Source organism: Salinicola sp. MIT1003, assembly GCF_001858555.1.
GTDB classification, from domain to species: Bacteria; Pseudomonadota; Gammaproteobacteria; order Pseudomonadales; family Halomonadaceae; genus Salinicola; species Salinicola salarius.
Window position 1 is genome coordinate 1 of sequence record NZ_MCAP01000059.1, and the last position, 26,678, is coordinate 26,678.

Annotated in this window: 22 protein-coding genes; 11 read left to right on the forward strand and 11 right to left on the reverse strand. The window is 64.4% G+C overall.

Annotation, left to right across the window (positions count from 1 at the left end; translation table 11 throughout):
- Positions 1 to 315: 315 nt before the first annotated feature.
- From BC443_RS16695 to BC443_RS16710, 4 genes are all read left to right on the forward strand, one after another.
- Positions 316 to 1,203 (forward strand): sensor domain-containing diguanylate cyclase, encoded by an 888-nt coding sequence (locus BC443_RS16695; protein WP_071232978.1) that lies wholly within the window; start codon positions 316 to 318, stop codon positions 1,201 to 1,203.
- A 213-nt stretch (positions 1,204 to 1,416) separates the two neighbouring features.
- Complete coding sequence (locus tag BC443_RS16700) at positions 1,417 to 2,049, forward strand: hypothetical protein (RefSeq protein ID WP_071232979.1); 633 nt, start codon at positions 1,417 to 1,419, stop codon at positions 2,047 to 2,049.
- Positions 2,046 to 2,792 carry a DUF3307 domain-containing protein gene (locus tag BC443_RS16705; protein ID WP_071232980.1) on the forward strand — a complete coding sequence of 249 codons (747 nt, stop codon included), beginning with the start codon at positions 2,046 to 2,048 and terminating at the stop codon, positions 2,790 to 2,792. The genes BC443_RS16700 and BC443_RS16705 overlap by 4 nt, the downstream gene beginning before the upstream one ends.
- Positions 2,789 to 3,751 carry an N-acetylmuramoyl-L-alanine amidase gene (locus tag BC443_RS16710; RefSeq protein ID WP_247643317.1) on the forward strand — a complete coding sequence of 321 codons (963 nt, stop codon included), beginning with the start codon at positions 2,789 to 2,791 and terminating at the stop codon, positions 3,749 to 3,751. Before BC443_RS16705 ends, BC443_RS16710 begins: the two co-directional genes overlap by 4 nt.
- On the opposite strand, the gene BC443_RS16715 is transcribed toward BC443_RS16710, so the two are convergent.
- Positions 3,733 to 4,251: an XRE family transcriptional regulator gene (locus tag BC443_RS16715; RefSeq protein ID WP_244179832.1), complete on the reverse strand. Its 519-nt coding sequence runs from the start codon at positions 4,249 to 4,251 to the stop codon at positions 3,733 to 3,735. The genes BC443_RS16710 and BC443_RS16715 overlap by 19 nt on opposite strands.
- A 219-nt stretch (positions 4,252 to 4,470) precedes the next feature.
- Between BC443_RS16715 and BC443_RS16720 the strand changes: the two genes are divergently transcribed.
- Positions 4,471 to 5,661 (forward strand): benzoate/H(+) symporter BenE family transporter, encoded by a 1,191-nt coding sequence (locus BC443_RS16720; RefSeq protein ID WP_071232983.1) that lies wholly within the window; start codon positions 4,471 to 4,473, stop codon positions 5,659 to 5,661.
- Between the two features lie 88 nt (positions 5,662 to 5,749).
- Here BC443_RS16720 and BC443_RS16725 read toward each other — a convergent pair whose 3' ends face one another.
- Together BC443_RS16725 and BC443_RS16730 are read right to left on the reverse strand one after the other, a co-directional pair.
- Positions 5,750 to 6,172, reverse strand: a complete 423-nt coding sequence (locus BC443_RS16725) for a hypothetical protein (RefSeq protein WP_071232984.1) — start codon at positions 6,170 to 6,172, stop codon at positions 5,750 to 5,752.
- A gap of 134 nt (positions 6,173 to 6,306) precedes the next feature.
- Positions 6,307 to 6,912, reverse strand: a complete 606-nt coding sequence (locus tag BC443_RS16730; protein WP_208625334.1) for a Yip1 family protein — start codon at positions 6,910 to 6,912, stop codon at positions 6,307 to 6,309.
- A gap of 324 nt (positions 6,913 to 7,236) precedes the next feature.
- Here BC443_RS16730 and BC443_RS16735 point away from each other — a divergent pair, with 324 nt between their 5' ends.
- Positions 7,237 to 8,946, forward strand: a complete 1,710-nt coding sequence (locus BC443_RS16735) for a proline--tRNA ligase (RefSeq protein WP_071232985.1) — start codon at positions 7,237 to 7,239, stop codon at positions 8,944 to 8,946.
- 11 nt (positions 8,947 to 8,957) lie between these two features.
- Positions 8,958 to 9,590: a transglycosylase SLT domain-containing protein gene (locus BC443_RS16740; RefSeq protein WP_247643318.1), complete on the forward strand. Its 633-nt coding sequence runs from the start codon at positions 8,958 to 8,960 to the stop codon at positions 9,588 to 9,590.
- Positions 9,591 to 9,783: 193 nt separating this feature from the next.
- Here the strand turns inward: BC443_RS16740 and BC443_RS16745 are convergent, their stop codons facing one another.
- Together BC443_RS16745 and rfaH are read right to left on the reverse strand one after the other, a co-directional pair.
- The gene (locus BC443_RS16745) at positions 9,784 to 10,299 is read right to left on the reverse strand and encodes a peptidylprolyl isomerase (RefSeq protein WP_071232986.1); all 516 of its coding nucleotides are present in this window, start codon (positions 10,297 to 10,299) and stop codon (positions 9,784 to 9,786) included.
- A gap of 100 nt (positions 10,300 to 10,399) precedes the next feature.
- Positions 10,400 to 10,933 carry a transcription/translation regulatory transformer protein RfaH gene (gene rfaH, locus BC443_RS16750; protein WP_071232987.1) on the reverse strand — a complete coding sequence of 178 codons (534 nt, stop codon included), beginning with the start codon at positions 10,931 to 10,933 and terminating at the stop codon, positions 10,400 to 10,402.
- Between the two features lie 405 nt (positions 10,934 to 11,338).
- On the opposite strand from rfaH, the gene BC443_RS16755 reads away from it, so the two are divergent.
- Entirely contained in the window at positions 11,339 to 12,793 is a 1,455-nt protein-coding gene (locus BC443_RS16755; RefSeq protein ID WP_071232988.1) for an MFS transporter, read from the forward strand.
- A gap of 47 nt (positions 12,794 to 12,840) precedes the next feature.
- On the opposite strand, the gene BC443_RS16760 is transcribed toward BC443_RS16755, so the two are convergent.
- Positions 12,841 to 14,661 carry an SEC-C domain-containing protein gene (locus tag BC443_RS16760; RefSeq protein WP_071232989.1) on the reverse strand — a complete coding sequence of 607 codons (1,821 nt, stop codon included), beginning with the start codon at positions 14,659 to 14,661 and terminating at the stop codon, positions 12,841 to 12,843.
- A gap of 238 nt (positions 14,662 to 14,899) precedes the next feature.
- On the opposite strand from BC443_RS16760, the gene BC443_RS16765 reads away from it, so the two are divergent.
- Genes BC443_RS16765 through BC443_RS16775 form a run of 3 tightly spaced genes read left to right on the forward strand, consistent with a single transcriptional unit; the run spans position 14,900 to position 19,873 of the window.
- A complete protein-coding gene (locus tag BC443_RS16765; protein WP_071232990.1) occupies positions 14,900 to 16,813 on the forward strand; it encodes a hypothetical protein in 1,914 nt (637 codons plus the stop codon).
- 43 nt (positions 16,814 to 16,856) lie between these two features.
- Positions 16,857 to 18,902 carry a DNA topoisomerase III gene (locus BC443_RS16770; RefSeq protein ID WP_071232991.1) on the forward strand — a complete coding sequence of 682 codons (2,046 nt, stop codon included), beginning with the start codon at positions 16,857 to 16,859 and terminating at the stop codon, positions 18,900 to 18,902.
- Positions 18,899 to 19,873 (forward strand): 2-dehydropantoate 2-reductase, encoded by a 975-nt coding sequence (locus BC443_RS16775; protein ID WP_083387490.1) that lies wholly within the window; start codon positions 18,899 to 18,901, stop codon positions 19,871 to 19,873. Before BC443_RS16770 ends, BC443_RS16775 begins: the two co-directional genes overlap by 4 nt.
- Before the next feature lie 79 nt (positions 19,874 to 19,952).
- On the opposite strand, the gene BC443_RS16780 is transcribed toward BC443_RS16775, so the two are convergent.
- The 5 genes from BC443_RS16780 to ppc all read right to left on the reverse strand — a co-directional run bounded on the left by BC443_RS16780 (position 19,953) and on the right by ppc (position 26,558).
- A complete protein-coding gene (locus tag BC443_RS16780) occupies positions 19,953 to 21,380 on the reverse strand; it encodes a sugar porter family MFS transporter (RefSeq protein WP_071232992.1) in 1,428 nt (475 codons plus the stop codon).
- A gap of 81 nt (positions 21,381 to 21,461) precedes the next feature.
- The gene (locus BC443_RS16785) at positions 21,462 to 22,148 is read right to left on the reverse strand and encodes a nucleoside/nucleotide kinase family protein (RefSeq protein ID WP_071232994.1); all 687 of its coding nucleotides are present in this window, start codon (positions 22,146 to 22,148) and stop codon (positions 21,462 to 21,464) included.
- 208 nt (positions 22,149 to 22,356) lie between these two features.
- Positions 22,357 to 22,665 carry a chaperone modulator CbpM gene (locus tag BC443_RS16790; protein WP_071232996.1) on the reverse strand — a complete coding sequence of 103 codons (309 nt, stop codon included), beginning with the start codon at positions 22,663 to 22,665 and terminating at the stop codon, positions 22,357 to 22,359.
- Complete coding sequence (locus tag BC443_RS16795; protein WP_071232998.1) at positions 22,662 to 23,723, reverse strand: DnaJ C-terminal domain-containing protein; 1,062 nt, start codon at positions 23,721 to 23,723, stop codon at positions 22,662 to 22,664. The genes BC443_RS16790 and BC443_RS16795 overlap by 4 nt, the downstream gene beginning before the upstream one ends.
- A 147-nt stretch (positions 23,724 to 23,870) precedes the next feature.
- Positions 23,871 to 26,558 carry a phosphoenolpyruvate carboxylase gene (ppc, locus tag BC443_RS16800; protein ID WP_071232999.1) on the reverse strand — a complete coding sequence of 896 codons (2,688 nt, stop codon included), beginning with the start codon at positions 26,556 to 26,558 and terminating at the stop codon, positions 23,871 to 23,873.
- Between the last annotated feature and the right edge of the window lie 120 nt (positions 26,559 to 26,678).

Genomic DNA, 26,678 nt, shown 5'->3' on the forward strand with positions numbered 1-26,678 from the left:
ATGAATTGCTGAAGAAGCTCCCTGGCGGCTAGCAGAGGATAACTTCTATAGGCGATCTGATCATCCGGGACCCTACAGTTATCGATAAGAGCGCTCTAAATCAATGATATCTAATTGGTTGTGCGTATCGAGAGTGAGATACAATTTCCCGCCCTGCCGTCGCTATTGAACGGAAGACTCGATTCACTTCAGGCTCCATACGAATGGATTCGATTTCCGGCGGTCTGACGACGCCAGGCGTTTTCGATGACCAGGACATCGGTTCAGGACATGACAAAAAAGAAAAGTCGCTTATCGACCCGTACGATAGTGGAATTGGCTGGAATCTGGCTGGGTTCCTCGCTGTTGATGCTGGGCGCGGCTTGGCTGGTTGGCGCCGGCGGGCCATTCATGATTGCCGTGCTGGTCTGCCTCTTCAGTGGGCTGTCGGGCCTGGTTGCCAGTTTCTGGCTATTCAATCGTCGACTGCTGGCCCCGGTCAGGCGGCTGGCAGATCACGTGCGCTTTGTGCATGAGTTCCGCGACACGCCGCAGCAGATGCCCTTCGATCTTTCCCGCCGCTCCGACGCCGTGGGCTTACTGACACGGAACCTGCAGAAGCTGATCGAAGAGTCGAGAAGTGACCACGCCGCTCTGCTGGAACAGACGCTGAACGATCCACTGACCGGACTCGGCAACCGGCGCATGCTGGAAAGCCAGCTCGACGTGCTCGTCCCTCTCAGCCGTCGCCTGAGCTGCACGGTGTCGGCGATGATGATCGATGTCGATCACTTCAAGGCATTCAACGACCACTACGGCCACCCGGCCGGTGATGTATGCCTCGTGGATATCGCTGGCGTGCTGAAAGACACCTTCCGTCGAGAAACCGATGTGGTGGTACGCCTGGGTGGCGAAGAGTTCCTGGTGCTGCTGATCAATACCGGCAAGGACGAAGCCTGGGCGCTGGCCGATGCCATGCGCGCCATGATTCAGGCGCTGGGCATTCCTCACGAATATTCCTCGGTGGCTTCCGTGGTCACCGTCAGCGTCGGGGTGGCCACCAGCCCTCATGGCTTGCTGATCGATATCGACGACATGATCGCTCATGCCGATGAGGCGCTTTATGACTGCAAGGCCCGGGGCAGAAACCAGGTGGCATCCAGGCTGATGGGGGCCGACACCACGCTCGAGGGATCTCAGCCGTCCATCGAATCCACGGCATGACCCGTTCGAGACAACAATCTTTGAAACAACAATCTTTGAGACAATAATCTTTACAGCAGAATACTGGATATAAATACAGTCTTTCTTTACCTTATCCTCATCGACGTTACCGATACCGCCATTGCGGTTATAGTGATTTTTGCGCATAAGCGCAAAAATAGCTTTTTTTGGCTATAGTCATGGCCGTATGAATGGCTATCGATGAGGAGCCTCATGTCAGTGATTGGCGTGCTCAGCGGGGATATCGTCGCGTCGCGCGATATCAGCGACAAGCGCAAGCTTAGGCGGGCAATAGATACCGGTATCGAACGCCTCGGACAGTCACTGGGCGCCGTGGGTACCCGGTTTCGGGGGGATGCGTTCCAGGTGGCGATTCCCGAGTCGCGGGATTCGCTCGCCGCCGCCGTGATCATGCGCGCCAGCCTGATCGAGCACTCCCCTTCCAGACAGCAGATGTGGGACGCAAGAATCGCGGTCGGTATCGGCGAGGGCACGGTGCCCACGCTCGAGAATTTCATCGATGCCGATGGCGAAGCGTTCATCCGTTCCGGGCAGGGGCTGGATGCGTTGAGCCAGGGCGATCGACGCCTGGGGCTGTTTCTGGCGACCCCGCAACCCGAACTGGACCTGCTGATCCGGTTTGCCGATGACATCGTCAGCCACTGGAGCCATAACGCCGCGGAAGTGATTCGCTTCAATCTGACGACCGACCATTCGCAAAGCGAACTTGCCCGGCGTCTGGGTCGTTCTCAACCGACGATCAACCGGCGCCTGAGTGCCGCACGCTGGCCGCTGATCCGTGACTTTCTGGCGTTCAGCCGGCAGCGCCTGGAGACACTGACATGAACGAGACGAGTCTGTCGCTGCTGTTGGCGTTGCTGCTGTCGCACACCATTGCCGACTTTCTGTTGCAGAGCGATACCTGGGCGGCTCGGAAGCAGCAGCACCATTTCCGCACGCTATCGCTTTACTGGCACGTCGGCATTCACATGTCGCTGAGCCTCGCCGTGTTGCTCGCTTTCGGTACCGGCGTGCACGCCGCACTGATCGCCACCTCGGGAATCGGCGCATCTCACTGGCTGATCGATACGTTGAAGAGCTACGCCCCGGCGCACCGGGTTCGCTTTTTCCTTCTCGACCAGTTTCTGCATCTGCTGATACTGGGACTCGTCTGGTGGTGGGTCGTGGACGGCGACATGGCCGTACCGATGGTCCAGCTGGCGCTATTGTGGCAACCCCGGACGCTGCTCGTCGCGCTGGCTTATCTGGTGGTCCTGCGCCCTGCGTCGATACTGATCGCGCTGATCATGCGGCGCTGGAGCGAAGGCGTCGACACACGCGGCACGCTGGCCGACGCGGGTGCCCGGATCGGCATGCTCGAACGCTTTCTCATTCTGACCTTCGTTCTCAGCCATCAGATGGCCGCTATCGGCTTTCTGCTGACCGCCAAGTCAGTGCTTCGCTTCGGCGATCTCTACGAAGACCGCGATCGAAAGCTGACCGAGTACGTACTGCTCGGCACCATGCTGAGTTTCTCGATCACGCTTACCCTGGGTCTGTTGACCCGTTATCTGCTGGGTGTGCTATGAAGCCTCGACGACAGGTTCATCCGCGCAGAGCCGGGAGCCTGCTGGCCGGCTGGATGCTGCTGACGATACTGGCCGGCTGTGCCGGCTCACCGACGATGGAGACCCGAAACGGTTATATCGCCGACCGCGCGCACCGCTCCGATGCCTACAACCAGCGCATTCGCTATCTGATTCTGCATTACACCGACTCAGAGGCGTCCCGGGCGATGCGCACCCTGCTCGGGCCCGATGTCAGCTCACACTATCTGGTGCCCCGCTCCCCCTCCCTGTCGGATGATCTGCCGCAGATCTGGCAACTGGTCGACGAGAAAGACCGCGCCTGGCATGCCGGCGTCAGCGCCTGGGAAGACCGCACCCAGCTCAACGACACCTCCATCGGCGTGGAGATCGTCAACCGTGGCCCGCAGGAGACGCTCGAAGGTCAGCGATGGGAGCCTTATCCCGAGGACCAGATCCGTGCGGTCATCGCCTTGGCGAAGGATGTGATTCGCCGCTATCGGCTGCCGCCGACCGCCATCCTGGGACACTCGGACATCGCGCCGTCGCGCAAGATCGACCCTGGCCCGCGCTTTCCCTGGAAACGCCTGCATGATGCCGGCGTCGGCGCCTGGCCGAGAGACGAGGATGTGGCCAGCTTTCGTCATCGATTCGCCCAGTGCTCGCCCTCGATCACGCAATATCAACGAGCGCTGAGCGCGTACGGTTATTCGCTGGCGGCGACGGGGGTGATCGACGGCGAGACACGGGACGTGACGCGCGCCTTCCAGATGCACTTTCGCCCGGCCAGCTATTCAGGCCAGCCGGATCGCGAGACGGCAGCGATTCTCTGGGCGCTGCTCGCCCGTTATCGACCGCAAGCGCTGCTGGATACCACGCTGGCCGAACCCGCAGGCTGCAGGAAGCCGGAAGAAGACGACCCATTCACGCCCGAAACGGCGCCTCAGCCGCTGAAGGGATAGTGAATCAGATCGTGGATTTTTGCCGGCTCCGGGTTGCGATTGCGGTACGCATGGGGCTGATCCGCGGGGAATCGGACCGCGTCGCCGGCGGATAATGCCTGCCAACCGCCGTCGACGAAGAGTTCCATTCGCCCTTCCAGCACGACCAGATGCTCCACCACGCCAGCGGCGTGGGGCGCGGACTCGCTCAAGGTATCCTGGAGCAGCTCGATCGCGAACATCTCGAACCCCAGAACCGGATCGAACGCAAACAGTGGAGTCACGATCATCCCCGAGGCATCGTGATGGCGAGGCATCGCCTCCATCCGCTGCAGCGCGAGGCCCTCGGGCACCAGGAATTGCGACAGCGGCACCTGCAGGCCACTGGCGATCTTCCAGAGCGTGGAGATGGTCGGCGTCGACTCTCCCCGCTCGATCTGCCCCAGCATCGCCTTGCTCACTCCGCAGATATCGGCCGTCCGGGATAGGCTCCAGCCACGCTCGGCGCGTCGTTTTTTCATGTGTCGGCCGATCGCCGAGACATTCGCGTCCATCTCTCCTCCGCCCGCTTCCTGTCATCGCCTGGTGCTTGCGCCCTGCCTGAATGCCGCCAGTGCGAAACTCGTATGCACTCACGTCTATAGGTTTTATTTGTGCTCATGTGCGTTATAGCGCACGTTGCCGAGATCGCGCAATGTACGTTATAACGCACATTCCTTCCGATTTTCAGGAATGTGTTCATGGCACGTTTACCGGCCGACCGTCGGCACGGCACGACGATAACGGCTTCCCACGTCACGGCGGGATTCGTCGCGGTCCTCGTCGGCTATACGAGTTCGGCAGCGATCATTTTCCAGGCGGCTGCGGCAGCTGGCGCGTCACCGATCCAGATCGGCGGATGGCTGAGTGCGCTGGGACTGGCCATGGGCGTCACCTCGATCGGCTTGTCGCTACGCTACCGGCAACCGATCCTGACGGCCTGGTCGACGCCGGGGGCCGCGCTCCTGGCCGTCAGCCTGCCCGACCTGCCATTGAGCGAGGCGATCGGCATCTTCGTTTTCTGCGCCGTGCTGATCCTGATCTGCGGCATTACCGGCTGGTTCGCCAGGTTGATGCAGATCATTCCGCAATCCATCGCCGCGGCCATGCTGGCGGGGGTGCTTCTGCGCTTCGGCCTGGACGCCTTCGGCTCGCTGAACGGCGACTTCGTGCTGGTGTCGTCGATGTTCCTGATCTATCTCGCCGCCAAGCGCTGGCTACCGCGCTACGCCATCGTGCTGGTGCTGCTGGCAGGGCTCGGCGTTGCGGGGCTGCTGGGCGAAATAGATACACGGCAGGCGCAACTGATCGTCAGCGTACCCCATGGGATCTGGCCGACCTTCTCGCTGTCGAGCCTGATCGGCGTAGGCATCCCGCTGTTCGTGGTGACGATGGCCTCGCAGAACGCGCCGGGCGTGGCGACCCTGCGTGCCGCGGGTTACGACGCGCCGATTTCTCCGTTGATGATCTGGACGGGACTGGCCACCCTCGTTCTGGCGCCTTTCGGTGCCTTCAGCGTCTGCCTGGCCGCGATTACCGCCGCGATCTGCATGGGGCCGGATGTCGACCCCGATGCCGACCGACGCTATCCGGCGGCGGTCTGTGCAGGAGGCTTCTATTTACTGGCGGGTCTTTTCGGCGGCTCGATCGGCACGCTGTTCGATGCCCTGCCCCAGGCGCTGGTGCTGGCAATCGCCGGGCTGGCGCTGCTCTCGACCATCGGTGGCAGCCTTCATCGCGCCCTGCTGGAGCCTCATCACCGCGAGCCGGCACTGATCACTTTCCTGGTTACCGGTTCCGGCGTGACGCTGTTCGGGGTCGGCGCTGCCTTCTGGGGCCTGGTAGCCGGCATGCTGGCGCTGCTCGTGGCGCCGAAATCGCGACCGGCCTGATTCGGAAGCCGTTCAGGCAAGCGGGAGCGATTCAGATAGACGGGTGCGATTCAGATAGACGGGTGCGATTCAGATAGGCGGGTGCGATTCAGATAGGCGGCGGCACTGCCGGGCCGAATTCGATTCTCGACACCGCCTGATCCAGCGTCGCGACCCGCTCGACGATGGGCGCTTGCGCCTCTGCAGCGAGATCGTGACCGGTACGTGTCTCGATCATCGAGGCCAGCGAGTCGGCGCTCAAATTGCCCTCGTAATGGACGCGATCGATCGACGCCTCATGGGAGCCCGGGAGATAGATGGTGTTGTTGGAAAAATCCACGGCATAGGCGATCACGCCCGGCACGATGAACAACAAAAGGCCCAGCCCGTCGGCAATCGCCACGCCGGGATCGATACGCCCCTGCAGTTGCCCCTTGCGCTCGGGATAGAAGAGCGTGCCGCAGCCGGTCAGCGGCAGAATCAGGCCGATCACGACAGCGCCAGCGATCAGGCGTCGAAACGGAGGTTGCATTGCGAAATCCCAGTGACGGAAAGGTAACGCGGAGTAACCTAATCCATCGACCCGGGTCGAGTCCAGATGCTGCCGACCCCAAAACGACGCCCGCCATAGGGGCGGGCGCCGAGCGTCAAAAGAATCGTCGGAAGTCAGACCAGCGAGGCGCCGTAACCCCACAGCAGCACGGTGATCGCCAGCAACGCCTCGAGCACGAGAATGCCGATCGCCAGCGCCGCACTCGAGGCACGTACGCCCTCGTGCTGATCGATACCCAGAAAGGATGGCAGGCCTGCATAGACGAGGTAGACCGTATAGCAGAGCCCCGCGATGCCGGCCAGCAAGCACAGCCATATCAGCGGGTAGAGCGCGACCACGCCGCTCAGGAACATCGGCGTCGCCATGTAGCCGGCGAACACCACGCAATGGCTGAGATCCGGTCGCTCCGGATAGCGACGCGCCAGCCAGTGAATCACGTTGCCCATCAGCCAGACGGCGCCCAGGATCAGGGCATAGAAGATGATCGCCAGCAGCACCGCAGTCGCAGGCGAGACAGTCACGGTCTTCGCCAGTCCCTCCTTGGTCGTGCCGAAGTGCCAACCGACCACCGTAGTGCCGATGAAGGCGCAGACCACCGGAATGGCTGCCATCACCAAGACATGGGAACCGTAAAAGTGCGATACGGTTTCGTTTTCGCCGCGGATCTGCTGCCACTCGCGATTGGGATGCGTAAGCAGTCCCCAGACGTGATGAATCATGACACACCTCCCTCCGGCGCGGGCCGCCAACGACGGATTTCCGATGGTGTCCTGTTCCGCTCGCCTTCCCGGCGATGCCGGATGCGACCCTGACTCTCACTATAGGAAAGATCGGCAAAGTGGGTAGAGCAATCGCGACGCCCGGCGCGAACTGCCATCCTCGGCCCTTGCACCACCTCGTTTGCGGGAGGTTTTTGCCGCTCGCCCTTCCCCGTCCGCTGCTCGCATCTCTATACTGACGACCCTACGAATGACTGCAGATCACGCCATATCGAGGATATGCCGCGTTCCGCTTACGCTGATGAATACAGGAAAGAACACTCAATGCGTGCCAGCCAATTACAGATCTCGACCCTCAAGGAAACACCGGCGGACGCGGAGATCGTCAGTCACCAGCTGATGCTGCGTGCCGGCATGATCCGCCGTCTGACATCGGGGCTCTACACCTGGCTGCCGGTGGGCGTGAGAACGCTGCGCAAGGTCGAGCGTATCGTCCGCGAGGAGATGGATCGCGCCGGCGCGCAGGAAGTCCTGATGCCGGCAGTACAGCCCGCCGAGCTATGGCAGGAATCCGGCCGCTGGGACGAGTACGGTCCGGAATTGCTGCGGCTCAAGGATCGTCATCAGCGCGACTACTGCGTCGGCCCTACCCATGAAGAGGTCATCACCGACCTGGTACGGCGCGAGATCAGCAGCTACAAGCAACTGCCGACCAACTTCTATCAGATCCAGACCAAGTTCCGCGACGAGATCCGCCCCCGCTTCGGCGTGATGCGCTCGCGCGAGTTCATCATGAAGGACGCCTACTCGTTCGACAGCGACGAAGCCGGCCTCAAGGCGTCCTATCAGCGCATGTACGACGCCTACGTGCGGATCTTCACCCGGCTGGGTCTGGATTTCCGCCCGGTACTCGCCGACAACGGCTCCATCGGCGGCACCGGCTCGCATGAATTCCACGTGCTGGCCGACTCCGGCGAAGATGCCGTGGTCTTCTCCACCGGCTCCGACTACGCCGCCAACATCGAAAAGGCCGAGGCGCTACCGCCCAGGGGCGCCGAGCGTGCCGCGCCGCAGGAAACCATGCGTCAGGTGCCCACGCCGGGCGTGCGCACCATCGCTGCGCTGGTCGAAGGCTTCGACCTGCCGATCGAGAAGACCGTCAAGACGCTGATCGTGCATGCCGCCGACGGCGGGCTGATCGCGCTGATGGTACGCGGCGATCATCAGCTCAACGAGATCAAGGCCGAAAACCTCGATGCCGTCGCCGCGCCGTTGACCATGGCCAGCGAAGAGGAAATTCGTGCCGCCATCGGCGCCGGCCCCGGCTCGCTGGGTCCGGTGAATCTGCCGCTGCCGTTGATCATCGATCGCAGCGTCGCGCTGATGAGCGACTTCGGCGCCGGCGCCAACGTCGACGATCATCATCTGTTCGGCATCAACTGGGAGCGCGACCTGCCGCTGCCGCAGGTCGCCGATCTGCGCAACGTGGTCGAGGGCGACCCGTCGCCGGACGGCCAGGGCCAGCTTTCGATCACCCGAGGCATCGAAGTCGGCCACGTCTTCCAGCTCGGACAGAAGTACTCCAAGGCGATGAACGCCACGGTACTCGACGACAACGGCCAGCCGACGACGGTCTGGATGGGTTGTTACGGTATCGGCATCACCCGCGTGGTGGCTGCGGCCATCGAGCAGAACCACGATGCCGGCGGTATCATCTGGCCCGATGCCATTGCCCCGTTCCAGTTGGCGATCGTACCGATGAACGCCCACAAGTCGGACCGGGTTCGCGAGACCGCCGACAGGCTCTACCAGGAGCTGACGGATGCCGGCATCGACGTGCTGCTGGACGACCGCGACCTGCGCCCCGGCGTCAAGTTCGCCGATCAGGAGTTGATGGGCATTCCCCATCGACTGGTGATCGGCGACCGCGGTCTCGACAAGGGCGAGCTCGAGTACAAGGGCCGCCGTGACAGCGAGGTCACCATGGTGGCGCTGGACGAACTTCGCGCATTCCTGGACGCCCGGTTCGCCTGATCGGAGGGATCGTGCCGGCGCGACTCACCGCGACACTGGCGACGGCGAGCTGGCTCGTCGTCGCCAGCCTGTTCACGGCAGGCGTGACGCTGGCCCAGACGAACGCGCCGTCCGTCGGCAGCCCGAGCGAGCCGCTATCCCCCGCGCTGCTGGAGTCGCTGTCGCGGGTCATGGCGGCACCGGACGGCTTCGAGGATGCCTTCGACGCCCAGGTGTGGCTGCTGGACATGCAATCCCGCCTGGCCCGACGCCAGCCCGAAGCCTATCCGTCACGCCATGATCGCCTGGCGCTGCTGGAGCGCATTCATGCCGAAGCGCGGCGTGCCCAGCTGCCGCCCGAGCTGGTGCTGGCACTGATCGATGTGGAGAGCCGCTTTCGACCGAACGCGGTCTCGTCGGCGGGTGCGCTGGGACTGATGCAGGTCATGCCGTTCTGGAAAGCCGAGATCGGCCGCCCGCAGGACGATCTGCACGATATCGATACCAATCTGCGCTACGGCTGTACCATCCTCGCTCACTATCTGGCACGCGAGCGTGGCGACTGGACCCAGGCCCTGGCTCGCTACAACGGCAGCCTGGGCCGCACGGTCTATCCGGAGCAGGTCATGCAGGCCTGGTTCACGCGCTGGTGGGTGGATCGCTGAGAACCCGTTCACAATCTGCTGCGCGTCGGCCAAACATTGTTGAGTCGGAGCCCTGCGGAGACACAGCCGGAGGCTGGCCCGCAGAGTGAGCAAAGCGAATCAAACGTCTTTTCAGGAAGAACTGGTCCGCTCAGAAAGAGCATGCCCCTCAGAAAATGCAAGTCCCCCAGAAAGAGCAACTCCCTCCGGAAAACTACCGTTTGCGATCTTCGACTTCGGTGTGCGAGGTTCCCGGCGGTAGCGGATGCCCCTTGGCCAGCTCGGCCCGCGTCGCCTCGCGTACCTCGAGAATCTCGATCTCGTAGGTCAGCGTTTCGCCGGCCAGCGGGTGGTTGGCGTCAACGGTGACCTGCGTCTCGTCGACCTCGACCACCGTCACCGTCCGCGGGCCGTCCGGCCCCTGCGCCTGAAAGCGCTGGCCGGCCTGCAATAGCTGATCTTCCGGAAAAGCCGACCGCGGACTGACGCTGACCAGCGCTTCGTCGCGCTCACCGTAGGTATCGGCAGGCGCCAGGGTGACGCGCAGCCGCTCGCCCGCCCGGCGCGCGGCCAGTGCCGTTTCCAGTGCCGGGAACAGATTGTCGTGCCCGTGGAGATACTCCAGCGGCTGCTGGCGTGCCCGGGAATCGTCGAGGGTGCGGCCTCGCTCGTCCGCGAGAACATAATGCAGGGACGCAACGAGAGACGGTGCGATGGCGAACTGGCTCATGATGCCTCCAGGGTGACGGTAGAAATTCGTGGCAGATGACGGATGATGGCGGCTTGGGGCGGCTTGGGGCGGCTTGCCGGAAGTTCGAGGAATCTTACGGCTAGGAGTGCTTGCGCAGGGCATCGACAGGCACTTCGAGGCGCTGGGTCTGCTGCAGCAGGTTGAGCAGCACGATGGCGCGCTCTTCGCCCTTCTGCGCCTCGAACACGGCCTGCAGGGCACGAAACGGCCCGTCGGTGATCTCGACGATATCGCCCTGGCGATAGTAGACGTTAGCGCGGTCGCGGCTAGCGTCGGCACTGACGCGATCCCGCAGGGTATCGACCAGCGCATCCTGCACGAACACCGGCTCCTGGCCGAAACCGACCAGTCGCAGAACCCCCCGCGTGGAGCGAATCGGCCGCCAGTTGCTGGCAATGCGATCGAGACGGATGAACAGGTAGTGCGGAAACAGCGGCTCGGCGACCCAGGTCAGCTTGCCACGCCGGCGCTTCTGCACCTCGAGCACCGGGTGGAACACTTCGTAGCCCTGGTTGTCGAGATGCTCACTGGCACGAAACGACTCGCCGCCCTTGCACTGGATCACATACCAGCGTGGCAACGACTCGCCATCCTGCGCCGATTCACTGGTCATCGATATACCTTCCCTGATCGCCGCCACTGATCACGACCTCTGATCATGACTACTAATCATGACCTTTAAAAAGACAATCCCTGTCATCGCCCGTTTCGACGAGGCAGAATCACGCGTTATTGCGAGATCGCCAGCGTGGCATTCGGGCCAGACGCGACAGGCCATCTAGCGTACCATTTTCGATCCGACACGTCCGCCCGCGGCGTGCCGATCCGGTTTATTGGAAACACTGAATAAATCGTCGAGCAGGATGAAGTGGGCGGCATTCCGTCGCAAGGCGCACGGAGCGCAGCAACCGGAGCCTATGGGGTGTAGTGAGGATCCGACCGGGCTGGCGCTCCAGCACCGCGCAACGCAGCGATTCGCCTGCGCAGACATTTAGGCAGCGTTTCCTTTGGAGGTTGCATGCAACGCAAGCCACGTGACTGGCTGACATCCTTGCGCGTCTACCTGCGGGCGCCGGTGGTGACCTTGCTGTTCTTGGGGTTTTCCGCCGGGCTACCCTATCTGCTGGTGTTCTCGACACTCACCGCCTGGCTCGAGGATAGCGGCGTCGAAGTCGCTGCCATCGGCTTCTTCAGCTGGGTAGGGCTGCTCTATTCGATCAAGCTGTTCTGGGCGCCGATCGTCGACCGGGTGAGGCTGCCGCTGATCGGGCGCTGGCTGGGCCAGCGTCGCAGCTGGATGCTGCTGGGGCAGACGCTGATCGCCGCCGGCCTGCTGGGGTTGTCCGGGCTCGATCCCGCCGGACACCTGCCGCTGGTGGCGGCCTTCGCCCTGCTCACCGCCTTCGGCGCGGCGACCCAGGACATCGTCATCGACGCCTACCGTATCGAATCCGGCGAAGCGGCAATCCAGGCCGCCATGGCCTCGACCTACATCATCGGCTATCGCATCGGTATCGTCATGGCGGGGGCCGGTGCGCTCTACATCGCCGACGCCGCGTCCTGGGCAGTAGCCTATCTGAGCATGGCCGCGCTGGTCGGCATCGGCATGGTCACCGTGCTGGTACGCCCGGAACCGCCGCGTCCGCAGAGCCTCACCGTAGTGCTGTTCCATCCTCGGGTGAAGCGCTTTCTCCGCCGTAGCGCGAACCGCCCCGGCTGGCAGCGACAGACCGGTGTCTGGCTGATCGCGGCTATCGTCTGCCCGATCGGAGACTTCTTCCAGCGCTATGGCCGCCTGGCGCTGTGGCTGCTGGTCTTCATCGGCATCTACCGCATCAGCGACATCTCGATGGCGGCGATGGCCAATCCGCTCTACCTGAGTCTGGGCTTCACCAAGAGCGACATCGCCAGCGTCACCAAGGTCTTCGGCGTGCTGATGACCATCGGCGGCGGCGTTCTTGGCGGGCTGCTGGTAGTCCGTTATGGTCTGGGCCGGATGCTGATCGTCGGCGCGCTGGCCGTGGCACTGACCAACCTGCTGTTCGTGCTGCTCGCCACCGGCGGCGACAGCCTGCCGCTGCTGATCGTGGCCATCACCGGCGACAACCTGGCCAATGGCCTCGCCAGCACGGTGTTCATCGCTTTCCTGTCGAGCCTGACCTCCCGCACCTATACCGCCACCCAGTACGCACTGTTTTCCTCGCTGATGACGCTGCCCGGCAAGTTCATCGGCGGCTTCTCCGGCGTGGTCGTGGCCGATGTCGGCTATGCCAGCTTCTTCGGAATCGTCTGCCTGCTCGGTCTGCCGGCCGTGGCGCTGGCCTGGTGGCTGAGCCGCCGGCTGTCGACGCTCGATACCAATAGTGAAGGCGACGAAGCGGCCGATGAGGCGGGGGCGGCCTCGAAAACCCAAGCACGGGGCAACGGACAGGAAAGCGGACGGGAAGACGGCGAGCCCGCCAGCACGCGCTGACGGGTACGGACAGAAATAAGAAATGAAGAGGCCGTTGCCAGCGAACCTCAGGAGAGCGCCCGACGCTGCCGGGCGAGCCAGTCCAGGGCGCCCTCCGAAGCGAGCCACTGGTCGCGCATCAGCTGACGATACTGCCACGCCTCCGCGCGCGTGCCCGGCTCCGGCATGTCGTCGCCGAGTCGTGCCGGCCGCGGGCGGTCTTCACAGAGAATCGGCAATATGTAGGGGTTGGCCGAATAGACCTCCCGCAGCACGGCGAGCGCGTCCTCCCGACGCGACAGGCGATAGAGCGCCAGTACCCGGCCCATCTGCACGCCCAGCATCTCGGTTCCTTCCGGCCCCTGTTCGCTGACCGCTAGCGCCTGTTCATCGTTGCCCTCACGCAGCAACTGGTCGATCACCAGCTCGCGCAGGCCCAGGCTGTCCTCCTCGTCCAGCGCCAGCAGCCGCTGCGCCAGCTTCCGCGCCTCCTGCCCCGCGCCACGCTCCATGCCGATGACCAGCGCCAGGCCGGTTCGCAGCAGCGTCGCATTGTCCGCATCGTGCCAGGAAAAGCTGCCACCGGCGTCCTCGAGCTGGTTGAGCCAGAAGCCGTAGCGCTCCGCCAGCGGCGTGAAGAAGGTATCGACCATCCAGGGCAGGCTGCCGAAGCGACTCGCCAGCGCCAGGGTCAGCGCCTGCATCACGCGCGGCGCGTCCAGCCATTCCGGGTTGGCGCACAGTGCCTGCAGCCACTGCGGCGCCGTTACCCACGGGTCGCCCAGAAACCCCAGCGCGGCATCTTCGTCGATCTCGACCTCGCAGGCATCGGCCCAGCCACTATAGAGCGATGCCTCGCGAGAGCTGGGTTCATACAGCAGCGCCCCTTCCTCGGAGTGGGCCAGTTCGAGACGGGGCGGACGCTGCTGGGTATGCAGCAGCGCCTGCAGCGCCGTCAACGGGCCGGCCAACGCCTCCTCGGAGTGGATGACCTGCTCCGCCAGCGCCGCCTGAGGGTCGTCGGCCAGCTCGGCGATGAATTCGAGCTGATCCGGGTCCAGATGATGCTGGCGCGACAGCCGTCGCCACCAGAAGGCCGCACGCTGACGCGCCTTGCCGACATTGCCCTCGTGGAGCAGCACCATCGCCTCGATATACGCCAGCGACGGTGAATCCGGCAGGGTTCGCTGGGCGCTCTGGAAGGCATCCCGCGCGCTGGCCAGATCGCCGCTGTCCAGATGCATCAGGCACAACCGCTCGAGGGCGGCACCCCGCAGGAATCCCGGCCCCTCGGCCATCACTCTCTCGACCAATGCCGCCCGCTTGCGATGAAAACCGCGCTCCTGATAGAGATCGACCAGGATTTCGAAGGCCGGCTCGATCTGCTCTTCCAGCACCGCCCAGTCGCGATCGCCGGCAAACAGCGACTCCAGAATCTGCTGGGCGCGGCCGTTGTTGCCGCTCTCCGCCGAGACGATGCCGGCTTCCAGCAGCGCCTGCGGTGGCGCCTTGCGGCTGTCCAGCGCGGTCTTCAGCGTCTCGCCACGCCATTCGCGCAGCGACAGCATCCACATCAGGTGTCCGGGAATGACGCTGGGCATCTCGACCCGCGCACAGCAGTCGCGATAGAGCCGCCCCGAATCGCACCAGCAGGGTTCGTCCCGCTGCGGCTCCGCCAGCGGCTCGGTATCGAAGTCGCGCCGAACCAGCGGAGTCTGGTTCCAGATGAGCGGAGCGAGCGCCTGAGCCAGGTCGAGACTGCCGCCGCAATGCTCGACCCCCTCGGCTCGGGCCCATGCCATCATCGTCGGGTAATATTCATTGGCGCGAATCGTCTCGAGGGCGCCACTGGCAAAACCCAGCAGCTGTTCGACCCAAGCTGTCAGCATGGCATTCCTCCATTTGCTCGCTCCATCCTAGCATGCCGGGCAACAGCGCTGGCGAGTGCCGGCATGGGGTGATAATTTAGCCGCCGCTTGCCCTGTCGGGGTCGGCAGGGCCATCGTCGCCGTCAGCCCGGATGCCGGTGCCAACCCGGTCGTCGCTGTCAGCCGGTCGCCGTGACCAGCCGACCGTCGTGACGAGCCGACCGTACCCATCCATCGTCGTCACCAGAGAGGAGCGCCCGTGCTCTTGCCGATTCCGTTTCGTCGCCCTTCGCAGTCGGCCGCCAGCGATGCACCACAGGTAAGGCTGGAACGGGAAGGCCGTGACGAGATTCGGCGCATCACCGCGGCGGTCGAGAAAGTCCCCTGGACCGTCAGCCTGCTGCAGATCCTGTGGACCGCCGGGCCGGTCACCCTGCTGGGCGCCTGGGGCGGTTACCTGCTGGGATACGGCAAGGCGCCGACGCTCGAGAACTACATCTTCTTCATTTCGTTCACGGTCATCACCGGCGCGGCGGGGATCATCGCCAATCTTCTGCATCACCTGACGGGCGGGAGACGGCTGGAACGAACCTCGAGTCGCATCGAGCGCGTCATCAAGACGCTGCCGGAGCTGCTGCTGGCGACGCGCAATCTCATCGTCGAAAGCCTCGAGGGCGATGCCCGGCGCCGTGAAGCGGCCGCCATGCTGCTGCGCAAGCAGGATCTGTCGCCGGAAGGCGTCGAACTGGCGGCGCTAGAGTTGCTGGACGATCAAGAGAGCGCTCGCGTGATCGGCCAGATCGATGTCTACCGCCGGGTGGGCCTGCACGCGCGCGTCAGCGATCTGGTCGAGATCTACCGCGACGACATCGAACCCCGCCTCACCGAACTGTACGAGCTCGCGCCGGTGGCGATCACCCTGCTGCGCGAGCGCTTCGAGGGGCACGCCCCGGACCCGCGCTACGGCGTGCCGCGGGACGAGCACTTCATCGAACGTGTCATGGCCGCCATCGAGCACGACAACGACCTGCTGATGACGCTGCAGGACGTCGAGGAGATGGTGATCCTGGCGTTCGAGCTGATCAGCGGCCGGGAGATTCCGGTGCTGTCGTTCGAATATCGCGGACGCTGGAAGCTGGCGCGGGCGTTCGACAGCCTCGAGGAAGCCCGTGCTCGTCACCGCATCGCCCAGGCGACCGGGCTATCCCGCCTCAAGGCGCTGAACACCTATCTGATCGAGCATTCGGTGACCCCGCTTGCCGAGAACGTCTCCGGCCAGCGCGCCGATGCCCTGCTGGCCCACAGCGTCGCGGCCATCGACGAATTGAGCGAGCAGATCCAGACGTTGGCCCATGCCATCCACACCGGGCGCAGCGACGATCGCCAGACCCTGCGCCACCAGGCAGAGGTGCTGACCAACGCGATCAAGCTCTACAAGAGCGTCTCCAGCGCCTACAACGAAGTCGGGCGCAGCCACGCCCATCGCCTGCGCATGGCCCAGCGCTGGGAGGCGGTGAGCGCCGATCTCTCGGACGACACCACCCGCCTGCGCCTGGGGCCGGGACGGCGCGGCCTGCGCATTCGCGAGAGCAAGATCGCCCTCAACGACGAGGCCAAGGCAGTGGTGTGCAAGCATCTCGGCCGCCATCTCGAGAAAGCCAATATCGGTACGCTGCGCGAGCGTCTGCGTCAGGCCGAGCGGGACACCCAGCTCAGCGTGGGGGTCGAAAGTGCCAAGCGCGTCGCGGTAGAGATATTCCTGGCGCTGGAGCCCCACGTGCATCTGTCGCGCCCGGCCGTCCAGCGCGCCATCAACAGCACCAACGCCGCGGATTTCGGCCAGCTCGAACCCAACCTGTCGATCGCGGCGAAAGCCGCGATGGGATCCGCCATGGTCCGCGAGATCGAGACCGACCTGTCGCGCACGGCGGAGTCGCTGGCCCTGGCCCTGGTCAAGCACTACCGCGTCGCGCTGGAACCGGAAGCGATGGCGTTTTTGCAGCGTCAGTACGGCGCGCGGGAAACCACGCTGCAGATGCTGACCAACGTCAACCTCGACCGTGGCGAAACCCCCAACGTCAGTTACCTCAGCATGGCGCCGCCCGCCGTGGGTATGCCGCATCGCCAGTGGTATCGGGCACTGGTTCGCGCTCGTCGCCATCTCGAAAAATGACTGCCGAACGGATCGACCACCGCCACCTGCCGGAGCCCGCGCCATGCGTTTGATCGTCGCCGAAAAGCCGAGTCTCGCCCGGGCCATCGCCGATGCCCTGCCGGTCAAGGCGACGCGCCGCGATGGCTATCTCGAGGCCGGCGATACCGTCGTGAGCTGGTGTCTCGGCCACCTGCTGGAACAGGCACCGCCCGAGCGCTACGACCCGAGATACAAGCAGTGGAGGCTCGATGATCTGCCGATCATTCCCCAGCGCTGGCAACTGGTTCCGAGAAGCCAGGCAAGATCGCAGCTGGCCGTGCTGCGCAAGCTGATCAAGAGCGCCGACAGCGTCGTGCACGCCGGCGACCCGGATCGCGAGGGCCAGTTGCTGGTGCAGGAAGTGCTGGATCATCTGGGCTGGCGTCGGCAGACCCAGCGGCTGCTGGTTCAGGATCTCAATCGGCCTGCCGTAGTCAAGGCGCTCGCCAGCCTCGAGGACAACCGCCGCTACCAGCCGCTCCATGCTGCCGCCGAGGCCCGTTCCCGCGCTGACTGGCTGTACGGCATCAACCTGACTCGCGCCTGGACCTTGATCGGTCGTCAGGCCGGCTTCGACGGGCTGCTGTCGGTGGGTCGCGTGCAGACGCCGGTGCTGGGGCTGGTGGTTCGGCGCGATCGTGATATCGCCGTGTTCGAACCCAAGCCCTTCTACGTTCTGTGGGTCGACCTTCAGGTCGCCAGCGGCTCGCTGCGGGCCTGGTGGCAGCCCGGCGAACACCGTCCGCTGAACGGCCGGTCTTTCGATGGCTCGTGTTTTGATGGCTCGTGTTTTGATGAGCAGGGCCGCCTGCTCGATCCGCGTCCGGCCGAGGCGCTGGCGCAACGGCTCGTCGGCGCCCGCGGCCATCTCGCCGAACTCGACCAGAAGCGCAAGCGTCAGGCCGCGCCGCTGCCCTACTCGCTGTCCGCGCTACAGGTCGATGCCGCACGACGCCACGGCCTCTCCGCGCAGCGAGTGCTCGATGTCTGCCAGTCGCTCTACGAGCGCCACCAGCTGATCACCTATCCCCGCTCGGACTGCCGCTACCTGCCCGCCGCGCACCATCGGGAAGCGGCCAAGACCCTGACCAGCGCCTGTCACCTCGACGACCAACTGCAGGAATGGGTCGAGCAGGCAGACTTCGGCCTGCGCTCCAAGGCCTGGGACGACACCAGGGTTGGCGCCCACCACGCGCTGGCGCCGACGGGCCGGCCGGCGGACATGGACAGGCTGAACCGCGACGAGGCCAACCTGTTCCGATTGATCGCGCGCAACGTCCTCGCCCAGTTCTATCCGGCGCTCGAGACCTACGAGACGCAAGCGATCTTCGAACTCCTCGATGAACGCTTCAAGGCCCAGGGGCGGGAGATCCTCGAACCGGGCTGGAAGCCGCTGTTCACCACTCGCGACGACGTCCCCGCGCTGCCTCCGCTGACGCGTGGCGAGCCGGCCACGGCGACCGATGCGAGCAGCGAGGATCGCGAAACCCGGCCACCGGAGCCGTTCACCGACGCCAGCCTGATCAAGGCGATGATGAACATCGCCCGCTACGTCGAGGACCCCGCGGTCAAGCGTACGCTGCGCGAGTCCGACGGTCTCGGCACCGAAGCGACCCGGGCCGGCATCATCGAGACGCTGCTCACGCGGGGCTATCTGGTTCGCGACAGAAAAGCCATCAAGGCCACGCGCACCGGCCATGCCCTGATCGACTCGCTCCCGCCTGCGGCGACCCGGCCGGAACGTACCGCGCTGTGGGAGCAGCGGCTTTCGGCGATTGCCGACAATCAGGACGCGCCGACGCCTTTTCTGGAAGCGCTGGTCAGCGACCTGCGCGCGCTGTTGGGCCAGGCAGACGCCAGCCGGCTCAATCAGGCGCTCAAGCTCGCGGCGCAGGGCAGCGCGCCGGAAGCCCCGGCAGCAAAGCGCGGCGGACGCAAGACCAGCGCCGGCCGCCCACGACGACGATCGACGGGAACTCGACCAAAGGCCGCGACATCGAAAAGCGGACAGTCGAAAACGCCTGCCAAACCAGTACGCGCCCGCCGTGCCAGGAAACCCGGCTCATGACGACTCGACCCAAACACTCCAGCCCCGAACACTCCCGACCCGCGACGTTAGCCGCCGGCGGCCCGTGGCTGATCGTCGGTGCCGGCGCGCTCGGCCAGCTGTTTGCCGCCGCCATCGCGCCGACGCATCCCGTGATCCTGCTCGGTAGACGCCCGGCTCCGCCGGCGATCCGGCTGCGCACGCTGGAAGGCCGGGATCGGCAGATAGCGTTGCCACGTGGGCAACTGAATGATTGGGCGGATCGGCCCGCCGGAAACGAAGCGCCGGCGCTGGTGGTGCTGGCGACCAAATCGCACGATGCACAGGCGGCTTTGGACGCGCTGGCGCCCCGTCTCGCGCCGGCCACGCCACTGCTGCTGTTGCAGAACGGCTTTCGCAGTCAGCCGGACATCACCGAACGCTGGGCCGGACCGGTACTCTGCGCCTCGACCACCGAAGCCGCCTATCGTCCCGGACCCGACCCGGATAGCCTTCTACCCGATGTGGTGCATGCCGCCGCCGGCAAGACCTGGATCGGCGATCTCGCCGCCCGCCACCGCGCCCTGGCGGCCAGCGTTGCCGAGCGCCTGACCCGAGCCGGCATCACGGCCGCGCCATGCCGCGATATCCGCCAGCGACTCTGGCAGAAGCTCGCGATCAACGCCGTGATCAATCCGCTGACCGCCAGTCATCGTGTTCGCAACGGCGAACTGGCAGCGCCCCGATTCCGGCCTCGAATCGTCGCGCTGGTAGCGGAGATCGCCCAAATCATGCAGGCCGAAGGCGTCTTACCACCCGACGCGGGCTGGCAGGCATTCGTCGACGCCGTGATCGAAGCCACTGCCGCCAATCGGTCTTCGATGCTGCAGGACGTGCTCGCCGGACGCCCCACGGAGCGTGATGCGATCCTGGGGCCGCTGATCGAGGCGGGGCGCCGCCATGGGCTCGAAGTCGCCACGATCGATGCGCTCTATCGAACGACGCCGCGCTAGCGTCGAACCGATGGCGGGAAACGAATACGGCCGGTCAATATGACCGGCCGTATCGTTCATCGTTGAGCGCGTCAGGCGATCATTCTGCAGCGCTGGCCGCTCCAGAAGTCTCATTTGAATCGACCTTGGCCCTGTCCGCCGGGAAAAAGATGCCCTTCTTGAGATCGCTCTCGATCTCTTCGAGCGAGCGCCCCATCGTCTCGGGTACGTAGCGGATGATGAAAACCAGGGCGATCGCAGTGATCACGGCATAGAGCCAGAACGTGCCGGAAGTGCCCAGCGCGCTGATCAGCGACAGCGTGGTCAACGTGACCAGCAAGTTGAATACCCAGTGGCTCAGCGCGCCCATGCTGGCGCCTTTTCCCCGCACGAACAGCGGATAGACCTCCGCGTTGATCAGCCACAGGCAGACACCGAAACTGCAGTTGAGCGCCATGTAGATCGCCAGGCACGCCACCAGCGCATACTGACTGAAAGCGTCCTCGGGTGCGCCACCGATAAACAGTAGTCCCATAAGGAACAGCGCCACCGCCGAACCCGGCACCATCCACAGCAGGAACCGCTTGCGGCCAATGCGGTCAACCAGAAAGATGCCCAGGATCGTCGCCAGATTGATCAGCACCGCGCCCCCGATGGCCGCCAGCACCGAGGCACTGTCACCGAAGCCGGCCTGGCTCAGGATGGTCGGCGCGTAGTAGATCAGCGCGTTGTTGCCGGTGATCTGCGAAAACATGGCGATCCCCACGCCGGCCACCAGCGCGGGGCGGATCCAGGGCTGGAACAGATCGCGCCAGGAACCTTCGGGGCGCGCCGAGACCTCCTTGATCTCGTCCATCTCGGATTGAGCCCCTTCCCGACTGGCGCGCACGCGTTCGAGAATGGCCAGCGCTTCCGGTTCACGCCCCTTGCCTACCAGCCAGCGGGGACTCTCCGGCAGAACCAGCATGCCCAGCATCAGAATCACCGCCGGGATGATGCCGAGACCGAACATCCAGCGCCACTGCTCGCCCAGGCCATAGCCCACGAGATAGGCGACGAGAATGCCGAATACCACCATGAACTGGAACATCACCACCAGCTTCCCGCGGTGCTCCGGCGGCGTGACTTCGGCGATGTAGACCGGAATGATCTGCGTGGCGCTACCGGCGGAGAGCCCGAGAATGAATCGCGCCGCGATCAGCATGCCGACGCTGGTCGAGGCCGCCGACAGGATCGAGCCGAGGATGAACACCGCACCGACCAGCACGATCGTCCAGCGGCGGCCGAGACGGTCGGACAGCCGCCCGGTACCCACGCAGCCGAAGATGGCACCCAGGATGATAGCGCCGGTGACGAGCTGCTTGAGGGTATCGTCGAGGGCGAACTGCTTCGACAGCCCCAGCAGAGCCACACCGATGATGCCGGTGTCGTAACCGAACAGCAGGCCACCCAGCGCGGCCACGACAGATACCATGACGACCAGCCCCTTACGCTGCGGGCCGCGACTGGTGGAAGCATTTGCGTTCATGTCTCTCCTTGCCTCTTTCCTTATGTTTTTCCATAAACACCGAGCAAGCCGGATGACGCGTTGGCTTCGCCCGGCGGGCGATCACACCGATTTGAACCGTATGCTGGAACCGTTCCACCACAACTGGCGATCCGCGCTGGCAGCCATGGCCTCGATGCGTTCGGCGTTGGGGGCATCGGTCGTTCGCACCCACTCCCGTGCCTGCCGTTCGGTACGGCCGAACTGCATATGCCGAGCCACCAGGCGCTCTTCCCGCAGTTCCTGATCGACGTCGAGAAACCAAACTTCGTCCAGCATGGCACGCACTCGAGGCCAGGGTTCCTCCTCGAGCAGCAGATAGTTGCCTTCGGTAATGATCAGAGGCGATCCCGGCGTGACCGCGATACTGGCGGCGATGGGTTCCTCGATTTCCCGATAGAAGCCGGGGGCATACACGGTTTCGCGATTGCGATAACTAGCGCGAAGACGATGCAGCAGATCGCGGTAGCCGAACGCATCGAAGGTGTCCGGCGCACCCTTCCTCTGGGCACGCCCCAATGCGTCCAGTTGGCGATTGGAAAGATGGAAGCCATCCATCGGCACGACTTGCGCCTGATCCCCCAGCGCAGCGAGCAGTGCCTCCGACAGCGTGCTCTTGCCGGAACCCGGGGCGCCGACCAGGCCGAGGATTCGACGCTTTGATGAATCGATTAAGCTACGGGCGGCATCGAGAATCAGCGGGTCGATATCGATCGATAGCGCCCGCGTTTCCATTATCGTGATTGGCATGGGGGAATCGCAGAAAAGCGGGAAGTCAAAACAAGCGTAGCATGCTCATTTTGATGACGAGAGTGGTTTTTCTGCGACAAGACTATAGTCGTAAACTTACCAACATAGCCCATGACCGGGAGCTATTTGGCGACTCTACCGGCCGATATTCAGGCTATTCAGCTGCAAAGCCGTTTCATGACGCGGCAACGATATCGAAAAACCGCCCCTAGTTTTCACCGACTTTCTGACGCAATCTTGCCACCTCATCCATCAGTTCGAGCGCCAGCGCCGCCCCGGCCAGATTGACACCGAGATCCCGTTGCAGTCGCTTTACGACCTTCACGCGGTGCAGGCTAGCGCCATAGAAACGCCACTGCTCGCGCCGACGCCCGCTGGGCTCGATGATGCCTTCGTCGACCAGCTCGATGACCCACTCCGCGTGGACCGTGCAGGCTCGGCATAATTCGCCCAGCGTCAGAACGGGGGTTTCGTCGAGATTGTCGACCGGCATTTCAGTGAGGTCGTGGATGGTCATGATCCGTTCTCCGCGTCCGCTCTGGGGTTGAAACCTGCCACCGCCGCCAGCTGGCGATAGGCTGCCTTGACGTCGTCACGCTTCGCCGAAGGCAGGACGACCTCCAGGGTCACGTAGCAATCCCCCGGCGGCTGACCGGGTATACCGCGACCCTTGAGTCGCAGGCGCCGCCCGCTCTGGGAGTCCGGTGGAATCTTCATCTCCACGGAGCCTTCGGGCATCGGGACCGTAACCGTGGCGCCCAATGCCGCCTCCCAGGGCGCAACGGGGAGCTTCACCGTGACGTCGCGCCCTTCCACCTGATAGCGCCGATGCGGCTCGAATTCGATCTCCAGGTAGAGATCGCCGGCCGGCCCGCCTCCAAGGCCCGGCTCGCCCTGCCCGCTCAATCGGATCCGCTGGCCCTGCTTCACACCCTTGGGAATGCGCACTTTCAAGGTGCGATGACGGGACCGCAGCCTGCCCTGCCCGTCGATTTCGCCGCTCTGGAGCGTCAGCGTCCGCGTCGCACCGCGATAGGCATCCTCGAGTGCAATCGAGACCTTGGCGTGATGATCCTCGCCGCGCACATTCGCGCCGCGGGTACGATACCGGGCACCGTCGGACTCGCCATGCGCGAAGCCGTCCGAACCAAAGCCCGTCGAATCAAAACCCGTCGAATCAAAACCCGTCGAACCAAAGCCCGTCGAGCCATAACCCCGGCGCTGGCCGAACAGGGACTCGAAGAAATCGCTGAAAGCCGCACTATCTTCCCGGGCATAGCCTTCCTGCGTGTAGCCACCGCCTCTGAACTCGAATCCGGTATCCCAGTCCGGCGGCGGTCGGAAATCCTGCCCGGCCCGCTGGCCTCGACCCACCTGATCATAGGCGAGACGCTTTTCCGGATCCTTCAGCACCTCGTACGCCTCGCCCAGCTCCTTGAAGCGGGCATCGGCGTCGGCTTCCTTGCTGACGTCCGGATGATACTTTCGCGCCAGCTTGCGATAGGCCCGCTTGATCTCATCCTGGGTGGCATCCCGCTCGACCCCCAGCACCGCATAGTAATCCTTGAACTCCATGCCGCACTCCCCGTGACCGAACCAACGGTGACCGCGCCCGGATGACGGAGGACGGACCGACCAGCCGTCGGTACGCCCTCGATCGCGTCTCGCAGTCACTATCCTTATAGCAGGATTCCCTATAGCAGGATTGGCAAAGCTCGGTGGCTAGCCGGTGTTACGAAGGCCAGCGGCGATGCCCGCCATCGTGACCATCAGCGCCCGCGTGAGCTCCGGGGTAATGTCGCCGTCCGCATCGCGGTTGCGTTGCAGCAGTTCGGCCTGAAGGCCATGCAACGGGTCGATGTAGGGGTTGCGCACCTCGATGGCCTGACGAATCAGCGGCGTGTTCTCGAGCAACTGGCGCTGATCGAGTATTCGCAGCAGCACGGCCTCCAGATCCACCAGGCGCTGACGCAGCGACTCGCCCAGGTGCGTCAGGGCGGGATCGTCGACCAGGCGGTTTTCGTAGTAGGCGGCGATGAGCGGATCCGACTTGGCCAGCAGCATCTCGAGCATGTCCAGGTAAGTGCCGAAGAATGGCCACTGCTCGCGCATCTCGCGCAATCTATCAAGCCCGCCATCTTCTTCCAGCCGCTGCGAGAATGCTTCGCCGCTCCCCAGCCAGGCCGGCAACATCAGGCGGGTCTGCGTCCAGGCGAAGATCCAGGGAATGGCACGCAGCGTTTCGATACCGCCCTCCTGACGCCGCTTGGCGGGACGCGAACCCAGCGGCAGCCGGCCCAGCGCGCCTTCCGGCGTTACCGCCCGGAAATAAGGCACGAATTCAGGATCCTCGCGCACGACGCCAACGTAGGCGCGGTGGGCGATACCGGCCAGGCGGTCCATCTCCTCGCGCCAGACCGGCTGCGGCGCGGGCGGCGGCAGCAACGTCGCTTCCAGCACCGCGCAGACGTAGATTTCCATCGAGCGCAGGGCGATATCGGGCTGGCCGAACTTGAAGCGGATCATCTCGCCCTGCTCGGTCACCCGCAGGCTGCCGTTCACCGAGCCGGGCGGCTGCGACAGGATCGCGGCATGGGCCGGACCGCCGCCACGACCGACGGTGCCGCCACGGCCGTGGAAGAGGGTCAACGACACGCCGCCTTCGCGGCACACCTCGACCAGCCGCTCCTGGGCCCGATACTGGGCCCAGGCAGCGGCCAGCTGGCCGGCATCCTTGGCCGAATCCGAGTAGCCGATCATCACTTCCTGGTGATCGCCGGCGACCTCGCGATAGCCCGGTAGCGCCAGCAGGCGTTCGATCACGTCGCCGGCCCGATCCAGATCGTCCAGCGTCTCGAACAGCGGCGCGATGGGCAGACGCACGCCGTTGCCGGCTTCCTTCATCAGCAGCGCCACCGCCAGCACGTCGGAAGGTTGCTGCGCCATGGAAATGACGTAGGTGCCCAGCGCCTGACGATGCTCGCGGCCGATGACACCGAAGGTATCGAGCACTTCCCGCGTCTCGGCCGAGCACGCCCAGCGCGAGGGAATCAGCGGTCGCGGCGAGGCCAGTTCCTCGAGCAGAAACGCCTGCCGCGCCGGTTCGTCCCAGTCCTGATAATGGCCGATGCCAAGGTATTGGGTCAGCTCCTCGAACACCTGAGCGTGGCGGGCGCCATCCTGGCGTACGTCGAGCTTGGCCAGGTTGACGCCGAAGATCGCCACCCGTCGCAGTGTGTCGAGCAGCACGCCGTTAGCGATGGTTTCCAGCCCCACGTCGCACAGCGAGCGATAGCAGGTCAGCAACGGCGCGAAAAGCTGTTCGCGCGTTTCGATGATCGGCGCGTCGCCGGGCGGTTCACCGTCGAGTCGCGCGCGCGACCAGGCCCGGGTCGCCTCCAGCCGGGTCGATAGCCGCTTGAGCAGGGCGCGATAAGGTTCTGCTGCTTGTCGAGAATCGCGCTCGGGATCGTCCCCGATCTCGGCCCGCAGCGCATCGCTGGCCTTCCACATCGACAGCTCGGCCTTGAGCTGTTCGAGATCGCGCAGGTAGAGATCGGCCGCCATCCAGCGGCCCAGCAGCAGGACTTCTTCGGTCACGCTGGCCGTGACATTGGGATTGCCGTCCCGGTCGCCGCCCATCCACGAGGCGAAGCGGATAGGCGAAGCTTCCAGCGGCAGGCGCTCGCCGGCGGTCTCCATCAGCAGCGTGTCCAGGTCGCGGTGGAACGTCGGCACCGCTTCCCACAGCGAATTCTCGATCACCGCAAATCCCCATTTCGCCTCGTCGACGGGCGTGGGACGTTCATGCCGGATCTCGTCGGTGTGCCAGGACTGGGCGATCAGTTCTTCCAGGCGGCCGTGCGCGCGCTGCAGCACTTCCGGATGGTCGGCGCTGGTCTCGATGATCTGCAGGCAGTGATCGATGGCGTCGTATTTCTGGATCAGGGTGCGGCGAATGACTTCGGTGGGGTGCGCCGTCAATACCAGGTCGATTCGCATGTCGGCGATGGCATCGACCAACTGGCGCGGGGAATGTCCCGACGACGCCGCCCGATGGAGCAGCTCGCCAAGATCGGGCTGGGTGCCGGGCTTGTAGTCCTCGACCCGCCGAAAGCGCGCCCGATAGTGCTGTTCGGCGATATTGGAGAAGTTGAGAAACTGGTTGAACGCGCGGGTGACCGGCAGCAGTTCCTGCTCGGGGAGCGCGCGAAGGTAGTCGATCAGCTCGCGGCGGTCCGCCTCCTCCGCGCTCTGCCGCCCTTTCTTGGCCAGGGCGCGGATACGTTCGATGCGGTCCACGAACTCACTGCCGAGATCCTTGGCAATAGTGCGGCCGAGACTATCGCCCAGCAGCCTGACATTGTCCCGCAACGACTCATGCAGCGACGTTTCCGTTTCCGAGTTCATGGCATCCCTCCCAAGATGGTGGCGCAGGGACACCGCGTGGCGACCCTGCCCGGACAGACCGATATCGTCAGAAGCCCTTTAGGGTTCAGCATAACGATCTGCGGGACGGAGTCGACCGGC